12 protein-coding genes are annotated in these 18,096 nt (G+C 73.8%); 4 read left to right on the top strand and 8 right to left on the bottom strand.

Annotated features, from left to right (window positions below; translation table 11 throughout):
- Positions 1-3: 3 nt before the first annotated feature.
- Complete coding sequence (locus tag UIS43_RS24740; RefSeq protein ID WP_197724868.1) at positions 4-873, bottom strand: DMT family transporter; 870 nt, start codon at positions 871-873, stop codon at positions 4-6.
- 284 nt (positions 874-1,157) lie between these two features.
- On the opposite strand from UIS43_RS24740, the gene UIS43_RS24735 reads away from it, so the two are divergent.
- A complete protein-coding gene (locus UIS43_RS24735) occupies positions 1,158-2,738 on the top strand; it encodes a beta-N-acetylhexosaminidase (RefSeq protein ID WP_013151632.1) in 1,581 nt (526 codons plus the stop codon).
- 111 nt (positions 2,739-2,849) lie between these two features.
- Here the strand turns inward: UIS43_RS24735 and UIS43_RS24730 are convergent, their stop codons facing one another.
- Positions 2,850-4,103 (bottom strand): alanine racemase, encoded by a 1,254-nt coding sequence (locus UIS43_RS24730; protein WP_013151631.1) that lies wholly within the window; start codon positions 4,101-4,103, stop codon positions 2,850-2,852.
- 191 nt (positions 4,104-4,294) lie between these two features.
- On the bottom strand, positions 4,295-5,257 hold the full coding sequence (locus UIS43_RS24725; RefSeq protein WP_013151630.1) for a glycerophosphodiester phosphodiesterase family protein: 963 nt from the start codon (positions 5,255-5,257) through the stop codon (positions 4,295-4,297).
- Between the two features lie 255 nt (positions 5,258-5,512).
- Here UIS43_RS24725 and UIS43_RS24720 point away from each other — a divergent pair, with 255 nt between their 5' ends.
- Together UIS43_RS24720 and UIS43_RS24715 are read left to right on the top strand one after the other, a co-directional pair.
- Positions 5,513-7,099 carry a hypothetical protein gene (locus tag UIS43_RS24720; protein WP_370011894.1) on the top strand — a complete coding sequence of 529 codons (1,587 nt, stop codon included), beginning with the start codon at positions 5,513-5,515 and terminating at the stop codon, positions 7,097-7,099.
- 466 nt (positions 7,100-7,565) lie between these two features.
- Entirely contained in the window at positions 7,566-9,371 is a 1,806-nt protein-coding gene (locus UIS43_RS24715; protein ID WP_370011893.1) for a gamma-glutamyltransferase family protein, read from the top strand.
- Positions 9,372-9,762: 391 nt separating this feature from the next.
- On the opposite strand, the gene UIS43_RS24710 is transcribed toward UIS43_RS24715, so the two are convergent.
- The 5 genes from UIS43_RS24710 to UIS43_RS24690 form a co-directional block, all read right to left on the bottom strand.
- A complete protein-coding gene (locus tag UIS43_RS24710) occupies positions 9,763-10,929 on the bottom strand; it encodes a C40 family peptidase (protein ID WP_198048833.1) in 1,167 nt (388 codons plus the stop codon).
- 161 nt (positions 10,930-11,090) lie between these two features.
- Entirely contained in the window at positions 11,091-12,767 is a 1,677-nt protein-coding gene (locus tag UIS43_RS24705) for a bifunctional 3'-5' exonuclease/DNA polymerase (protein ID WP_041552279.1), read from the bottom strand.
- A gap of 165 nt (positions 12,768-12,932) precedes the next feature.
- Entirely contained in the window at positions 12,933-13,865 is a 933-nt protein-coding gene (locus UIS43_RS24700) for a 2-hydroxyacid dehydrogenase (RefSeq protein ID WP_071621515.1), read from the bottom strand.
- Positions 13,866-14,009: 144 nt separating this feature from the next.
- A complete protein-coding gene (locus UIS43_RS24695; RefSeq protein WP_117197987.1) occupies positions 14,010-14,828 on the bottom strand; it encodes an RNA methyltransferase in 819 nt (272 codons plus the stop codon).
- Positions 14,829-15,254: 426 nt separating this feature from the next.
- Positions 15,255-15,869, bottom strand: a complete 615-nt coding sequence (locus UIS43_RS24690) for a hypothetical protein (RefSeq protein WP_197724867.1) — start codon at positions 15,867-15,869, stop codon at positions 15,255-15,257.
- 415 nt (positions 15,870-16,284) lie between these two features.
- On the opposite strand from UIS43_RS24690, the gene UIS43_RS24685 reads away from it, so the two are divergent.
- Complete coding sequence (locus tag UIS43_RS24685; RefSeq protein WP_370011892.1) at positions 16,285-18,042, top strand: substrate-binding domain-containing protein; 1,758 nt, start codon at positions 16,285-16,287, stop codon at positions 18,040-18,042.
- Positions 18,043-18,096: the final 54 nt, after the last annotated feature.

Here is an 18,096-nt window from a genome sequence, read left to right as displayed (position 1 = left end):
TCCTCAGCGTTCGGTGTCGGCGGCGACGACCTCGGGGTTGCGGTGGCGCGCCTGGGCGAGGGCGATGGTCCCGGCGACGGCGAGGCAGGCGAAGACCAGCGCGCCGATCTGGGCGGGAAGGGTCCGCGGCGCGCCCTCGCCCAGGAGGAGGGCGCCGATGGCCACGCCGACCACGGGGTCGGTGATCAGGAGGGTCGCGTAGGCGGCGGTGAAGTGCCCGGTGCGGTAGGCGTTCTGCATCAGGAGGGCGCCGAAGACCGCCGCGACCACCGCGAGCGGGGTCAGCCAGCTGATCAGGCTGGTCCAGTCCCCGACGGCGTTGGCGGCCAGGACGCGGGCCAGGCCGGACGTGGTGCCCATGGCCGCCCCGCCCGCCAGGGCGAGCAGGAGGGCCCGGGCCCCGTTGTTCATCCGGTGCGCCGTGAAGTGGACGACGGCTCCCGCGCCGAGGACGACCCCGGTGAGCGCCAGTGCCGTGCCGGTGCTCATGACGGGGCTGTCGGCGGTGTGCGGGAACAGGGAGATCACCCCGGTGAGGCCCACCATGACGGCGATTCCGGCGATGATCTGGGAGGGACTGACCCGGCGGCGGTTGAACAGGGCCGACAGCACGATGGCGAACAGCAGGCCGGTCACGCCGATCGGCTGGATGATGGTCAGCGGCGCGCCGCTGAGGGCCAGCAGGTGCAGTCCCGCGCCGAGGACGGCGGCCGCGCTGCCGATCATCCAGCGGGGCTGACGCAGCAGGTGCAGCAGGAACCCCGCCTTCGCCACCCGGCCGCCGGGGGCGCGGACGGCGTCGCGCTCCTGGAGGGCGGAACCCAGTGCCAGGGTGAACGCCCCGGCCACGGCGATGAGGATCGGCACCAGCATCAGCGCCACCGCCCCACGGGTGTCCCCCGTCTCCTGAACATCGCCGAACCCCCTGTGTCCCGCCGTCTCGGCAACGGTACGGACGGGCCCCGCGTCACGGCGATAACGCCAGCCCCCCATCCGTCGTGGTGGTAACCCCACCACGTCCGCACCTACCCGGTACCGGTTTCGGTACCACGTCGTCTCGGGGTACGGGCGACCGTTTGTCCGTGGGGGGTGTGCCCGGGAGGAGCCACGTGACACTATGGCCGGTATTGGTCTAGACCGGATAGGAGCGGTTCGCCGTGCCCGACACTTCCCCCTCCCTCGTCCCCCGTCCCCACACCTCGGCTCCGGGAGACGCCGGGGGCCTCACGCTGACCGCCTCGACCAGGGTGTCCGCCGACCCCGACGCCCGGGGCACGCTCGCGTGGCTCCAGCGTGAACTCGGGGCGGCCACCGGCCTCCCCCTGGCCACCGGCGACGAGGCCAGCGCCCAGATCCGGCTGAGCGTGGACCCCGAGGCGGGTCTGGGCCGCGAGGGCTACCGGCTGATCGTGGACGCCGAGGGAGCCATCATCGTGGGCAACGACCCCGCCGGGGTGTTCTACGGTGCGCAGACCCTGCGCCAGCTGCTGCCCGCCGACGTCTACCGGGACGCCCCGCTGGGCGGTGCCGAGTGGGCCCTGCCCGCCGTGAGCGTCACCGACGCGCCCCGTTTTCGCTGGCGGGGCGTGATGCTGGACGTGGCCCGTCACTTCGTGCCCAAGCGCGAGGTGCTGCGGTTCATCGACCTGCTGGCCATGCACAAGCTCAACGTCCTGCACCTGCACCTGACCGACGACCAGGGGTGGCGCGTGGAGATCCGCCGCTACCCGAAGCTGACCGAGGTGGGCTCCTGGCGGACCCGGAGCCAGGTGGGCGCCGCGAAGCCGCCGGTGTTCGACGAGCGCCCGCACGGCGGCTTCTTCACGCAGGACGACATCCGCGAGATCGTCGCCTACGCCGACGCCCGGCACGTGGCCGTCGTCCCCGAGATCGACGTGCCCGGCCACTCGCAGGCCGCCATCCACGCCTACCCCGAGCTGGGCGAGTGCGGACGGATCCCGGTCGGCGACCAGTGGGGGATCTTCGAGGAGGTGCTCGCGGTCACCGACAACGTCCTGGAGTTCTACCGCAACGTCCTGGACGAGCTGATCGAACTGTTCCCGAGCACGTACGTGCACGTGGGCGGCGACGAGTGCCCCAAGACCCAGTGGCGGGCGAGCGCGTCCGCGCAGCGGCGGATCAAGGAGGAGGGGCTGGCCGACGAGGACGAGCTGCAGAGCTGGTTCATCCGCCAGCTGGACGAGCACCTGACCTCGCGCGGCCGCCGCCTGGTCGGCTGGGACGAGATCCTGGAGGGAGGGCTCGCGCCGGGGGCGACCGTGATGTCGTGGCGCGGCGAGGAGGGGGGTGTCGCGGCCGCGCGGGCCGGTCACGACGTGGTCATGAGCCCCACCCGCACCTCCTACCTGGACTACCGGCAGTCGGAGTCCGGGGACGAGCCCGTCCCGGTGGGCACGCTGCTGCGGACCGAGGACGTGTACCTGGCCGAGCCGGTCCCCCCGGGGCTGACCGAGCAGGAGGCCCGGCACGTGCTGGGCGCGCAGGTGAACGTGTGGACCGAGCACATCGACTCGCCGCGCAGGCTGGACTACATGGTCTTTCCCAGGCTGTCGGCCTTCGCCGAGCAGGTGTGGTCGTCCGGTGAGCGCGACTACGCCGAGTTCGAGCCCCGGCTGAGGCGGCACCTGGAGCGGCTCGACGCGGCCGGGGTGGAGTACCGGCCGCTGGAGGGGCCGCGCCCGTGGCACACCCGCCCGGGGGTGGTGGGCTGGGGGTGACCCCGCGACCCCGGGAGCCGGAGGCGCTCCCGGGGCGCCGGAGCCCGGAAAGCACGGCCGGGGAGGCCCGGGCCCCTGCGGCGCCGGTCCTGCGGGCGCCTCCCCCGGGGATCAGAAGTAGGTGGCCGCCATCTCCACGACGGTGTCGGCGTCGTCCACCACCGGCAGGACCCGCCAGCGGTCGAAGGCCGTGCACGGGTGCGAGATCCCGAAGGAGACCAGGTCGCCGGGGCTGACCCGCAGTCCCGGCGCGATCCTCAGGTAGGCGTGGTGGTCGTTGAGGTCGGTCACCTCCATGCCCCCGGCCTCCACGGTCGCGCCGTCCGCGCGGCGCAGGCGGCGCGGCACGGGGAACCCCTGGTCGTGGTTGGCGTCGCGTCGCCCCATGCCGACGATCGCCAACCCCTCCTCCGGGACGGAGGTCACCTGGGCCCACAGCTCCAGGGCCCCGGCCAGCGCGTCGGGGCCCTCCGGCAGGCGTCGGTAGGGCGTGGTGCGCCGGTACAGGCCGTCGTCGTGGACCACGTAGGCACCGCTGCGCAGGATCGGCAGGACGTCCCCGCGTCCGCCGAGCTCCTCGGCGACCAGGTCGAACCACGCGCTGCCGCCCACCGACAGCACCGGCCTCTCCAGGCCGTGCCGGGCGGCCAGCGCCGCGGCGTCGCCGACCAGGTCGCGCAGGAAACCGCGCACGCCGTCGGCGTCGCCGAGCGACCCCTCGTAGCCCGCCACCCCGGCCGGTTCCAGGCCCGGCGCCCCGGCGACGGCCTCGGCCACCGCGAGCAGTTCCTCCCGGGTGCGGCAGCCGGTGCGCCCGCCGGGGACCCCCCGCTCGACCAGCACCCGCAGGGGCCGCCCGGCGGGGCCTCCGCCGGGCCGGTCGGCGGCCGCCTCCGCGGCGACCGCCACCCCCTCGGCGGAGTCGGCGTAGAAGAGGAACTCGAAGTCGGGGTCCTCGTCCAGCTCACCGGCCGCCCAGCGCAGCACCCGGCCGTCGAGCAGCTCGTTGGCGAGCAGGATCCGGCGCACGCCGAACCGCCGGAAGTCCAGGACCTGGTTGGCGCTGGCGGCGGAGACCCCCCAGGCGCCCGCGTCCAGCTGGCGCTGGATGAGGGCCGGAGCCATGGAGGTCTTGCCGTGCGGGGCGAACAGCAGCCGGTGGCGCTCGGCGAAGTCGGCGAGCGCGGCGATGTTGCGGTCCAGCGCGGAGGCGCGCAGGACCATCAGCGGCCAGGTGAAGGGGCCGGTGAACAGGTGGTCGCGGCGGGCCGCGAACTCCTCCAGGGGAATCGGGGCGTCCGTCCACCACAGGCCCTTGGTGCGCCAGTCGACGTGTTCCCGGGGGATGGTCAGCCGATCGCTCACGTGGTGTCCGCCTCCTGGTCCGAACGCCCCGCTTCCGGGGAGACCGCGGCGCGGTCTCCCCGGAAGCGGGGTCCTCGTGTGGGTCGGACCGATCATCCCACCTGACACCGCCCGGGGCCAGGGAGCGCTCCGGGCTCGGTCCGGGGATCGCGCCCCCTGCGGGGCGGACGCGGTTCCCGGGCCGACGCGGGTCAGCGGGGCAGGGGCAGCGTGGGGATCCTGACCACCGGCTGGGACCGTTTGGTCCGGGCGGCGATGGCCTCCTGGCCGACGTCGGGGTAGTCGGTGATGAAGCCGTCGACCTTCCAGCCCAGGACGGTGTCCATCCGGGAGCGCTCGTTGATGGTGTAGGGCATGATCTCCATCCCCGCCTCGTGGACCCGCTCCACGTAGGCGGCGTCGATGGTGGTGTGGTTGGGGTTGATCATCTGTGCCCAGTCGTGCTCGTCGATGCTGCTCTCGGGGACCCGCCCGAGCAGGGCGTGCGGCACGGACGGGAGCAGGTCCTTGGAGCGCCGCACCGACTCCCAGTCGAAGCTCTGCAGGACGAGGCGTCGGGGCTCACCGTCCGGGTTGGGTTCCAGCCAGGTTCCGCGCCCGGTCAGCTCGTCGGCGATCTCCTGCTCGATGCCGGGGTAGAGTCCGGGCTCCTTGAGCTCCAGGAAGAGGTTGAGGTCCAGCTGCTCCATGCGGTCGAGCCCCTCCGCGAAGGTGGGGACGGGCTCGCCGTCGAAGGAGGAGTCGAACCACGCGCCCGCGTCGAGTCTGCGGACCTCCTCCATGGTGAAGTCGCCGACCTCGTAGGAGCCGCGGTCGGGGAAGACCTCCTCGACGTCGGTGGTGCGTTCGAGGGTGGTGTCGTGCATGAGCACGAGGACGTCGTCCTTCGTGCGCTGGACGTCCACCTCCACGGTCTCGGCTCCGAGCCGGTCGGCCGCGTCGAGGGCGGCCAGGGTGTTCTCGGGCGCGTGACCGGAGGCTCCGCGGTGGGAGACGGCGATCAGCGGGCGTTCGGATGTCGTCGTGTACTCGATGACTGCGGATCTGGTGACGTCCGACCACCGGGGGTCGGCGTCCTGTGTCGCGGACGATGCGCTCGCGCCGGTGACGACGAAGAACGACACGGCTGCGACGACGATGCCGATGCGCTGCACCGGACCTCCCAAGTGCGCGTGAACTTGTCGGCTGCTTCCTCAGGCTGGGTGCGGATGGTGACCTCGTGGTTACCGTCTGCGGAGCAGTCGGTGATCCGCCGCCCATCATCTGGTGATGTGTCCGACAGTTCGACGACATTCTCACTTAATGCATCCATTTGGTTACTTCATGTACGGTTTTTGACCCCCGCGCCCGTGAGCGATTACCCAGAGGCTGCGAACATCACTATGAGTAGTCGATGGGAAGGAACACTGATGCGCAAGCACCACAAGAGGTGGGTCGCGCTGCTCGGCGCCGCCGCGATCGCGTCGTCGGGACTGGTCGGTCTCCCGGGGGCGGTGGCGGCCGACGAGAAGGACATGCGGACGCTGGCCTGGCCGGAGATCAGCCAGAGCGTCTCCTCGTACAGCCTGGACGGCTACGAGATCGGTTACCTGCCCGCCGAGCTGGAGCGGAACGGGATCCACGCCTCGACCACGACCGACCGGCTGGGCAACAGACAGTCGCAGCTGTCCTGGATGCGCGGACCCGACCAGCTGCTCGGCAGGGTCTCGATCCTGCGCTCGGACAGCATGGAGCAGCTCGACGACCTGCGCGAACGCCGGTACGGTCACCTTCCCGAGAGGACGCTGGAGCGCCTGGACTCGGGCGAGGCGCTGCGCAGTGAGGCCTACCTGTCTCCGGAGACCGGCGACCTGTTCTGGCTCGACGAGCCGGGCGTGGCCGTGGCCCTGTACCTCCAGCCGGACAAGTGGGGCAGCGGTGAACTGGTCAGGATGGCGGAGTCGCTGACCAGGAAGGAGGAGGCGCCCGCGGAGGGGACCGAGGAGCCCGCCCCTGAGGGGTCCGGATCGCAGGAACCGGAGGCCGAGGAGCCCGCGCAGGACGAGCCGAACGCGCAGGAGCCCGCGCAGGAGGGGTCCGGCGGCGAGGCGGGCGGCGCCGCGTCGGACGGAAGCTCCGGCGGCGAGGCCGGTGCCGAGGCGGGCGGCGCCGCGTCGGACGGAAGCTCCGGCGGCGAGGCCGGTGCCGAGGCGGCGCAGGACGGGCCCGCCGAGGAGGAAAGCCCGCAGGAGCCCGCGGAGCCGGCGTCCGGGACGACCGGGGAGAAGGAGTCGCAGGAGCCCGCCGGTGCGGACGGAAGCACGTCCTCCGCCGACGGGACTCCGGTGGACACCGCCCCCGTCGGACGGCCCGAGACTCCGGAGACCCCCGAAGCCACCCAAACCTCCGAGACCTCACAGACCCCCGAGAGCCCGTCCGCGCAGGGCGGAGAGGCAGCGCAGGAGCAGCCCGCCACCGGGGACGGCGCGCAGGGGGCGCCGGCGGAGACCGGAGGGACCGCGGACTCCGAGCAGCCCGGGGTGGCCCGCGTCCGGATGGCCAAGGAATGTGTCGTCAGCCGGTTCGTGAGCTTCGAGACCGGCGAGACCCGCCTGGGCGAGATGACCCCGGCCAGCACGCAGTTCGTGGAGCGGGCCGTGGCCGCGGAGCGGCTCGGCGACGGGGACCTCGACCGCCTGCTGGCCACCGTCTGGTACTACGGCGACGAGGGCGTCAAGACCGTCGCCGTCGAGCACTGCGCCGAGGACGTCCAGATGTCGCGCACCGAACTGGAGGGGCTCATCTCCGACCTCGGCGAGATGATCGCCGTGCTCGTGGAGGAGGCCGAGAAGCACGACGCCACGCACGAGGAGAACGTGGCGCGCACGCTGGAGGAGGTGAACGCCACCCTGCCCGTGGAGGTGGACGCCACCGAGGTCCTGGACCCGATCGGCGCCCAGGAGTGGGCCGAGCTGGCGCAGTCCCTGCCGTGGAGCTTCCCGACCGGGACCTCCTGAGCACCGCGCCCGCCCGCCGGCCGCCAGGCGGCGGTCGGCGGGCAGCACGATGCGGGCCGGCCCTGAGGGCCCCCTACATCCAGTCAACCCGGGGCCGGGCGCACGCACCAGCCCCGGGTTCTCCCTGTGGACGACGCCGCAGCGCCCGCCCCGGCCGGGCGCCCGTCCCTCCCCCCGGAGAACCGGCGACGGCCCCACGGATCACTCGCGCACAGCCGCCCTGAGGGCGGACACCCCTCCCACCGGCGTCCCGCTCGGCCGCCCCTGCCAGGGCACCGGGCACCGCTCCCACGAACCAGACATCAGCCCATTCGTATGGACAACCCATGATGTAACGTCACCTCAAGTCCGCGTCCGGGTGACCGTGGTCGCCCTCCCGGCCTCCGCGTCCCCCACCGGGGGCAGGCCTGGACCGGTCCGCGGTGGCGACCCCGCCACCACCGCCCCCTGAGGAGGACCCGCTCAGATGCCCCCCGGTTTCACCACCCGCCCCCAGCTCCGCGGCGACTTCGGCATGGTCGCCTCCACCCACTGGCTGGCCAGCGCCACCGGCATGTCCCTGCTCGAACGCGGCGGCAACGCCTTCGACGCCGCCGTCGGCGCGGGGTTCACCCTCCAGGTGGTCGAGCCCCACCTCAACGGCCCCGGCGGGGAGGTCCCCGTCATCTTCCAGGCCGCCGGAAGTTCCCCCCGCGTCCTGTGCGGCCAGGGCGTCTCCCCCGCCGCGGCGACCGTCGACGCCTTCGCGGGCATGGACCGCATCCCCGGCAGCGGCGTGCTCGCCGCCACCGTCCCCGGCTCCTTCGACGCCTGGATGCTGCTGCTGCGCGACCACGGCACCATGACCGTCCGCGACGTCCTCGACCACGCGATCGGGCTGGCCGAGCGCGGCTACCCCGTCCTGGACCGCATCGCCGCCGCCGTCGAGGCCCTCACCCCCGTCTTCTCCCGCCACTGGGCCGGTTCGGCGGCCGTCTACCTCCCGCACGGCGCCGCGCCCCGCCCCGGCTCCCGGCTGCGCAACCCGGCCCTGGCCGCCGCCTACCGGCGGATCGTCGCCGAGGCCGAGGCTTCGGGAGGCGACCGCGAGGCGCAGATCGAGGCGGCCCGGCGGTCCTGGTCGCAGGGCTTCGTCGCGGAGGCGGTCGGGGACTTCCTGTCCTCGCCCGTCCCCAGCGGCACGGGCGAGCCCCAGCGGGCCCTGCTCACCGCGCAGGACATGGCCGACTGGAGCGCCTCCTACGAGGAGCCCGCCAGCGCGGCCTACGGCACCCACACCGTGCACAAGACCGGCCCGTGGGGGCAGGGGCCCGTCATGCTCCAGCAGCTGCGCCTGGCCGAGGTCCTGGGCACCGGACGCGACGTGCTCGACGGGGTCAGCGCCGACTTCGTGCACGGGGTGACCGAGGCGGCCAAGCTCGCCTTCGCCGACCGCGAGGCCTGGTACGGCGACCCCGACTTCACGGACGTGCCCCTCAAGGAGCTGCTGGGCGCCGACTACACCGCGCGCCGCGCGGCACTGGTCGACGGTGCGCACGCCAGCATGGAGCAGCGCCCCGGCACCGTCGGCGGCCGCACACCCTTCGAACCGCCGCTGTACGTGCCGGGCCGCACCCCCGGCGACCGCACCACGGGCGAGCCCACGGTACGCCAGGACGCCGTCGCCAACCCCGCCGACCTGCGCGGGGACACCTGCCACGTGGACGTCGTGGACGCGTGGGGCAACATGGTCTCGGCCACCCCCAGCGGCGGCTGGCTCAGCAGTTCGCCGGTCATCCCCGCCCTCGGGTTCCCGCTGGGAACCCGGGCGCAGATGTTCTGGCTCGACCCGGCCTCCCCCAACGCCCTGGCGCCCCGCAAGCGCCCCCGCACCACCCTGTCCCCCACCCTGGTGACCAGGGAGGACGGCCAGGCGGTGCTGGCGATCGGCACCCCGGGCGGCGACCAGCAGGACCAGTGGACGTTCACCGCCCTGCTGCGGATCCTCAACGGGGTGGAGAACCTCCAGGAGGCCCTGGACACCCCGATGTTCCACACCACCGCCTTCCCCAGCTCCTTCCACCCCCGCGAGACGGTTCCGGGCGGCCTGGTCGTGGAACCGGGCGCGGGGGCACGGACCGTCGAGGAACTCCGTCGGCGCGGCCACCGGGTGCAGGTCGCCCAGGAGTGGACGCTGGGGCGCCTGGCCGCCGTGGCCCGCGACCCGGAGACCGGCGAGCTGCGCGCCGCCGCCGACGCGCGGGCCTCGCAGGGGTACGCGGTCGGCCGCTGAACCGGCTCTGAACTGCACGGGACCGGAGGAAGACGAAACGGCACGCAACGCGGTGCGGCGTTGCCCGGGATGCCCGACGCAGGGGGGTTGACAGCGCTTACCTGCATTGATCTGGGCTCTTGCCAAATCGCCCGGTCACTGCTTATGTAGACCTTGTGCGACGGCACTCCGGGAAAGCTCCCGACCGCGTTCCGTCAGAACTCAATACCACCGCATCAGGGTTCGTGCGCTGTCTCCCCCTCCCTCAGTGACGGCCCTGTTCCCCCTCCTGACCGAGGCCTGCCCTCCCCTCCCGGCTGGGTTTTTCGGACAAGGAGAACGAGCGGGCCTTGGCACCACCGGCGCGGTGGTGCCAAGGCCCGCTCCGTGTGTGCGCTCGGGCCGCGCGGCGTCAGGTGTTGACGCGCACGGCTCCGGCGTAGTTGGCGGTGCGTACCGGGGTGACGCGCACGTCCAGTCCGGTGCGCGGCGCCTCCAGCATCATGCCCTCGCCCAGGTAGATGGCCACGTGCGAGATGTAGTCGGGCGCGGTGGGGTCCGTGCGCCAGAACAGCAGGTCGCCGCGCTGGAGGTCGTCGAACTCCACGCGCTGTCCGGCGTTCCACTGGTCGTGGGTGACCCGCGGGATGGACACGCCCGCCTGGGCGAAGGCCCACTGGAGCAGGCCCGAGCAGTCGAAACCGCCCTCCGGGGTCTCGCCGCCCCAGACGTAGGGGACGCCCAGCTGGCTCTCGGCGTGGTCGATGACCTGCTCGATGACCGAGGGGGCCACGGCCTCGCCCTCGACGAGCGGTTCGGGCGAGTCGGCGACGAGCTGGAGGGAGACGTCCTCGCCGAGGGCCTCGGCCAGGGCCTCGTGCAGCTCGGCCAGGTCGGCCTCGGGCGCCGAGACCACCAGGGCGTTGCCCCTGGGCATGCCCAGCTCGGCGGCGCGCTCGCGGGAGACCAGCGCGTCGATCCCGGCGATGCCGGAGGTGGCGTGCGTCCACACCTCCAGGGGGACCTCTCCGCGCCCGCCCGCGACGGTGACCTCGCGGCCGACCTCCAGTCCGCGCTCGGTGCCGACGTCCTTGGACAGGGCGACGTGGCCCTCGGCGACGCCCTGCCAGATCTCGTCGGACCCGGCCGAGGGCTCGGGGGCGTGGTTGCGGAAGCTGGAGGGGTTGACGCCGAGCACCGAGGTGGGTTCGCCATCGATCTCGACACGGGCGGCGTCCACGGCCAGGACGCTCTCGACGCCCTCGATCCCGCGGACCGCCTCGACGGCCTCGCGCGGCAGGGCGCGGGGGGCGACCGCGAAGTACTCGGTGCTGCGGGCCTCGCGGAAGGGGGCGACGTAGGCGTCGCGCCGCAGCTGGGAGTCGGAGACCTCGGGGGACTGCTCGGACGTCTCCTGCCGGGGGCCGGTGGCGCCGGAGGCCTCGGAGGAGAGCTGTTCGCTGATGGGGGGACGGTCCTCGACCACCGGCTCCGCCCAGGCCGGGGTGGTCCCGAAGGCGGTGAAGGCGACGGCGAAGGCGGCCGTGGTTCCCGCACACGTTCTCAAGCGGCTCCGCACGGGGGGATCTCACCTTTCTGCGAGTGAGCCGACCGGGGGTGGGGGACCCCTGCGGCGTACGGCCTGTTGCCGGTTTTGCACTTTCCGGATCCAAGAATGGGCGTACCGGGACGAGTTTTCAAGAAGCCCACGCCGTCCGATACCGGACCGCCACCCGGTGCTCACCCGATGTTCCTCGTCACCACGGGGGTCAGCGGGAAGCGCACCGGGGTGTCCCCGAAGAGGGTGGCGCGGGTCGTGGCCTCGGCCTCGGCCACCGCGCGCACCGCCTCCCCGGCCAGGTCGGCGGGCACGTGCAGCACGACCTCGTCGTGGACGAAGAAGACGATCCCCGCCCCCTCGGGCATGTCCGGCAGGCGCTGGCGCAGCGAGGCGAGCAGGACCAGGGCCCACTCGGCGGCGGTGGCCTGGACGACGAAGTTGCGGGTGAACCGGCCCTGGGCCCGGCGGCGGCGCTCCCCGCCGGGCCCGGAGACGGCGGCGTCCCACCCTTCGGGGACGGGCGAGGTGCGCCCCAGCCAGGAGCGGACGATGCCGCCGCCCTCTCCGGTGCGCGCGGCGGAGTCCACGTACTCCAGGGCCCGCGGGTAGAGGCGGCGCATGGTGGCCAGCAGGGGCGCGGCGTCGCCGGAGGTCTGGCCGTACATGGCCGAGAGCATGCCGATCTTGGCGCGGTCGCGGTCTCCGCCCACGTGCACGGCCAGGCGCGCGTACAGGTCCTCCTCCGCGGCCGCGGCGGCCAGGGCGTCGTCGCCGGAGACGGCGGCGAGCACGCGGGGTTCGAGTTGTCCGGCGTCGGCGCGGACGAGGACCCAGCCGGGGTCGGCGCGGACCGCCCCGCGCAGCGACCGGGGGATCTGGAGTGCGCCGCCGCCCCGGGTGGCCCATCGGCCCGACACCACGCCGCCGACCACGTAGTCGGGGTGGAAGCGTCCGAGTGTGGTTCCGTCCGGGCCGGGGCGCCTGCGCACCCAGGCGTCCAGCCACGCCCAGCCGTTGGCGGAGTGCAGGCGGGAGAGCTCCTTGTAGCGCAGCAGGAGCGGGACGACGGGGTGGTCGATCCTCTCCAGGACCCAGGAGCGGGTGGAGTCGACGGGATGGCCGATCCACGCCATGGCCCGCAGGACCTGCGCCGGGGAGTCGGGGTTGACCTCGCGGCCCACGGCCTCGCCGATGCGGGCGGCGAGGTCGGCGAGGACGGGCGGGCGCTGCCCGGAGGGGGGCCGCTGTCCGAGGAGGCCGGTGAGGATCTCGTCGTGGACGTCGGGCCGCCAGGGCAGGCCGTCGTGGCTCATCTCCGCGGCGGCCAGCCCCCCGGCCGACTCCACGGCGGCGAGCAGGCGCATGCGGCCGGGCGCGGGGTCGGGGAGCTGTGCGAGGCGCCGCAGCTGGTCGGCGTGCACCTCGACCAGGGCGGCGAGGCGGTCGGTGCCCGGGGGCAGGGTGGAGCGGTCGGCTTCGAAGAGCGCGGGCTGGGCGTGGGCGGTGCCGCCCTCTCCGAGGGGGCGCACGGGGTCGTCGGGGACGGGCAGCCGGTGCAGACGGGCCCAGGCGGCGCCCAACGAGGAGGCCTCGCCGTGGCGGGCGTGATAACCCAGGAGCAGGGCCTCGGTGAGCGCGGCGTCGTGGCAGCGCGAGACCCGTACCCCGGCGCGGACCAGGTCGGGGTAGACGTCCTCACCGGCCGACCACACCCAGCGGGGCGGCTGGGGGCGGGCGTGCTCGGCCTCGCGCACGGCGGCGGCGAGGTCGCCGACGCGGCGGATCGGGCCGGGGGCCTCGTCCAGTTCCTGGAGCCAGCCGCCGCCCTCGCCGTCGGCGACCACCGCGATCCGCATCCTCCCCAGTGTGCCGCCTGCCCGCGACAGTTTCGCGGACGCGCCGCGCGGGAGACCCCGTCCGGTTCCGTCAGGGCGGGGGCGGGCGCCCGGGTCCTGCTCTCCGGGACTCGCGGTGCGGGCCCGGGCGGGTGGCGCCCCCGGGCCGGGGGCGCCGACGCGGTGTCAGCGGTCGCGGGCGGATCCGGTGCGGACCACGTTGGCCAGCGGCTCACCGGCGGCCCAGCGGGCGAGCTGGGCGTCCACGAAGGCGCGGGCACGCGGGTAGAACGCGGCCGAACCCCCCGCGACGTGCGGGGTGAGGAACACGCCGGGCGCGCTCCACAGCGGGTGATCCGCGGGCGGGGGCTCGGGGTCGGTGACGTCGAGTGCGGCCCGTACCCGGCCCTCCTGCTCCAGCAGGGCGCCGGTGTCCAGGACGGGGCCGCGGCCCACGTTGACCACGAGGGCGTCGTCGCGCAGCAGGGCGAACTCGCGGGCGCCGAACAGGCCGCGGGTGGCCTCGGTGAGCGGGGTGACCAGGACGACGATGTCGGCCCCGGGCAGCAGGGCGTGCAGTTCGTCCACGCCGTGCACGCCCTCGTCGGGACGGGCGCGGCTGGCCACGCGCACGACCTCGGCCTCGAAGGGCAGCAGGCGGCTCTCGACGGCCTGGCCGATGCTGCCGTAGCCGACGATCACCACGCGCGAGTCGGCCAGGGAGCGCAGCTGGGCGGAGCCCCAGTGGTGCTCCCTCTGCGCGAGCGCCCACCGGGGCAGGTCACGCTGGGCGGCCAGGATGAGCGCGAGGGCGTGCTCGGCGGTGCTGGCGTCGTGGAGGCCGCGCCCGTTGCACAGGGTCACGTGGTCCGGCAGCAGCGGGAGCACCTGCTCGTACCCGGCGGACAGGAGCTGGACGACCTCCAGCGACGGCATCCGCGCGATCATGTCGAGCCGCGCGTCGACGCCCTGGGTGGAGGGGGTGTAGGGCACCTGGTAGAAGGTGACCTCGTCCAGTCCGCTGTCGGGCGCCGCTCCTCCCGCGTAGAGGTCCACGGTCAGGGAGTCCGGGGCGTTGTCCCTGTTCTGCTCCCACTGCACCAGCGTTCGGCCGCCCATGTCGCGCCGCCCTTCCCCTCGGTCCGTCTCAGGCGCCACCCTAGCGGGACGGCCGCGGAGGCCGCCGGTGCGGGTCCTGACCTGCGGCGAACGGAAGACGGGTCGGCCCGGGAACGGGTCGGTCCGCCCGGGGGCACGACCGGCTCAGCCGGTGGCGCGGGTGAGCTCGTAGCAGGCGATGGCGGCCGCGGCGGTGACGTTGAGGGAGTCGACGTCGCGGTCGGCCATGGGGATGTGCACCCGGGCGGTGGCCCGCTCCAGCCAGCGGGAGGAGAGCCCGTCTCCCTCGGTGCCGAGCAGGAGTCCGACCCGGTCGCCCGGCGCGAGGGCGGCCATGGCGTCGCGCAGGGGCAGGGAGCCCTCCCCCGGTGTGAGCGCCATGAGGTGGAACCCGGCCGCGCGCAGGGTGTCCAGACCGCCGTACCAGTCGTCCAGGCGGGTGTGGGGCAGGGTGAAGACCGCGCCCATGGACACCTTGACCGCGCGCCGGTACAGGGGGTCGGCGCAGCGGGGCGCGAGCACGATCGCGTCCACGCCCAGACCGGCGGCGCTGCGGAAGATGGCGCCCACGTTGGTGTGGTCCACCAGGTCCTCCAGGACCACGATGGTGCGCGCCCCGGACAGGACGTCGTCGAGTGGGGGCAGGGCGCGGCGGTGGAAGGCGGCCAGCGCGCCGCGGTGCAGGTCGAAGCCGACGAGCTTCTCGGCGGTGTCCTCCCCGACCACGTACAGCGGCGCGGAGGAGGCGGCGACCACGTCGTCGAGCGCCTCGGCCCGGCGTTCGGTGAGCAGGAAGCTGCGGGGTTCGAAACCGGCCGCGGCGGCCCGGCGGATGACCTTGTCGCCCTCGGCCATGAACAGCCCGTGCTCGGCCTCCAGGTGGCGGCGCAGGTTCACGTCGCGCAGGCGGGTGTAGTCGGCCAGGCGCGGGTCCGCGGGGTCACTGACCTTGATGACGTCCATGGGGGTCGATTATCGCCGGTCCGCGAGGGTTGCGGTCCAAGGCTGTCCGCAGGGTCCGCCGGGGTCCCGGCCCGAGGCCGTCCTCACGGTTGACGGGAGATCCGATCCGAGGCCGTCCACAGGGGCCGCGGAGGCCTGGTAGCGCGGTCGGCGGCACGGGACACTGGAGAACGGGGGGACCACCCCCTGCTGTCGGCTGCGCGTGGCGCCCCCGTCATCGAGCCTACGTTCGCGCCAACGCGCCCGAAAGCCCCGATCGCGGCCTGTGGACAAGCGCCCCGCGACACGGGCCCGGCCGCGCCGCGGGTCCGACCGTGGACACGGATCCAGCCGCGCCGCGGGCCCCGGCATGCCACGTATCGGGCCACATCGCGGGTCCGACCACGCGGCGGGTCTCACCGCACCCGAGGCCCGGCCGCGCGTCCGTCAGCTGATCTGTTCGGTGAGGGCGCGCAGGCGCTGCCAGCGCGCCTCCTCGCAGGAGCCCTTGCGGGTGAGCGTGGTCTCGACCTCGTGGCCCTCCCAGACGCCCACGATGGTGGCCTCCTGGGGTCCGTACACCTTGTCGGTGCACACGGTTCCCTCGCGGACCTCGGTGAACAGCAGCGCGCCGCCCGTGTTGACGGCCTCCGACGGCTGGGCCCCGTCCTCCGCGCCCTCGGCGTCTTCCGCGGCCCCAACCCCGTCCTCACCGCCGCCCTCGGCGTCGACCGACTCCTCCTGGACGGTGGCCGGCTCGCCGGTGTCGGCGTGGAACTCCTCCGCGACCCGGGCCAGTTCGGCGCAGGCGGCGGGGTCCTCCTCCAGGTTCCCGGTGCACATCAGCGTCTGCACCCAGGCGCGTCCGCGGTCGCTCACCTGGACCTGGAGCCGGCCGCTCGGCCCCTCCGCCACGACCTCCTCGGGCTCGTCCGCGTCGGGGGCCAGGTCCGGGGTCATCGCGGTGGTGGCCTGCACGTCCCGCTGGTCCGGCGGCAGCATCGACGGACCGACGATCGCCCCGTAGGCGACCGCGCCGAGGCAGCACGCTCCGGCGAGCATGGCGGTGCCGAGAGTGCCTCGGCTCCGGTGTTCACGATGCGATGGGGACATGCCAAAAACCCTCGGGGGTCGGTGTCACGGGACGTCCACTGGGGAGTGTGGGCTGGGTGTGGACGCGGGGCCTAAGCCTAGCGGGGAGCGCCGAGTGGCCCTTGACGGGCACGGTAACAAAGCGATCACCCTGGTCGGGTCGGTAGGGGCTTCCTCTCGTGCGTTACCAACGAGTAAGGTCCTGGAAAAGTGTCGTTCGCGCCTCATGGTGTGGTTGTTCGTCCTCCCTACCGTGTGACGCCGTCGGGTGCGCGGGGGTTCGCACCTCTCTTCCGCGGGGCCGTCGCCGTGGCACCGCGGGGCCCCGCTCCACCCCTGCCCCCGCGTGCCCGCGTTGACCCCGCATTGACCCCCCGGAGTGCCCGTGCCCAGTGGACGTCACCGACAGGCCTCACCGACCGCCGCGAACACCCGCAGGGTGGTCGCGTCGCCGTTGGGGATCACCGCGATCGCCGTCGCCCTGATCGCGGTGGCCGCGGTCGCGGTCCCGGTCGGACTCGACATGCTCGGCTGCGGCGACACCCGCTACCTGCGCGTGTCGGCGACCCAGAGCATCGCGCCCGTGCTCCGCGAGGCCGCGGGCGAGTTCAACGACGAGCGCCCCAGCTACGACGGGGAGTGCGTGTACGCGCAGGTGGACGAGATCGCGCCGCACCGCATCATGACCGCCCTGTCCGGCGGCCAGGCGGGCGACTCCACCATCGCCCCGCACGTGTGGGTGCCCGAGTCCTCGGCCTGGGTCGAACTGACCCGCGTATCCGGGAGCGGCACGCACCGCATCGACACCGAACCGCCCTCGCTGGCCAGCTCACCGGTCGTCCTGGCCGCGCCGCGGGGCGGCGGGGGCCTGCCCGAGCCCGACGAGGCCGGGTGGCCCCTGGTCCTGCCCGACGAACGCGAACGCCCCCTGGTGATGGTGGACCCCAACCGGGGCGCGGACGGTATGGCCGTCATGCACGCGGTCCGCCGACACCTGGGCACCGGTGACGGAGCCGACACCGCCATGACCGACTTCGTGCGCGACGTGCAGCTCGACAGCGCGTTCGGCGAGATCGACCTCGCCACCTTCTACAGCTCCGGCCGTACCGGCGGCGAAGGCGGCGGAGGGCGCGTCGACCCGCTGATCGCCGTCCCCGAACAGGCCGTGGTGTCCTACAACGCCGACCGCGCCGAGTCCGCGCCGCCGCTGGAGGCCCACTACCCCACCGAGGGCACCGTCAGCCTCGACTACCCCTACGTCACCACCACCGACACGGCCTCGCTGCGGTCCGCGGCCGCCGACCTGCACGAGGTGCTGCGCCGGGACTCCTACCGCGCCCGGCTCCGGGAGCTCGGCTTCCGCGACCCCGACGGCACCCTGTCCGGTACGGCCGGTGCGGACCCCGACGGGTTCGGTGTGACCGCGGATGAGCCGCCCACCCACGACGACCTGACCGGGGACGCCCTGCTGGCCTCGGTCACCGACTGGAACCGGCTGTCGATGCCCAGCCGCACCCTGGTGCTCGCCGACACCTCCGCGAACATGGCGGAGGACCTCGACGGGGGCCCGTCCCGGATGGAGGTCGCCCAGCAGGCGGCGCTCATGGGCCTGTCGCTGTTCCCCGACGAGACCGACATGGGTCTGTGGCTGATGTCGGACGAGAACGCGAGCGGCCGCGTCGAGGCCGCGGACATGCACCCCCTGGGCGGGGCGGAGCAGGGCGACACCGCCACCCGTCGCCGGGAACTCATCGGGGTGGCCGAGGAGATCGCGGTCCGCGGCGGCGGTTCGCGCCTGTACGACAACATCCTGGCCGCCTACGACCGGGTGCAGGACGACTACGACGAGGACAAGATCAACAGCGTCATCCTGCTCACCGCCGGCCAGGACGAGGGGTCCAGCGACATCGCGCACGCGGACCTGGTGGCGGCGCTCCAGGACCGCTTCGACCCCGAGCGGCCGGTCAGCATGTTCATCATCGCCTTCGGGTCGCGTGAGCAGCAGGTCGCGGAGGAGGAGCTGCGGCGGATCGCGGCCGCCACCAGCGGTTCGCTGTCCGTCACCGACGACCCCGACGAGATCGGCGACATCTTCCTCAGCTCCATCTCACGGCGTCTTTGCGTGCCCGACTGCGACAGCTGACGACCGGAGCCGCTTTTCCGGCCGACGCGGTCTCGATTGGGTATCGGAATCGAA

It is taken from the genome of Nocardiopsis sp. LDBS0036, assembly GCF_041228755.1.
GTDB classification, from domain to species: Bacteria; Actinomycetota; Actinomycetes; order Streptosporangiales; family Streptosporangiaceae; genus Nocardiopsis; species Nocardiopsis dassonvillei.
Note: the sequence above shows the minus strand (reverse complement) of the source record. Positions and strands in the feature narration are given on the sequence as shown.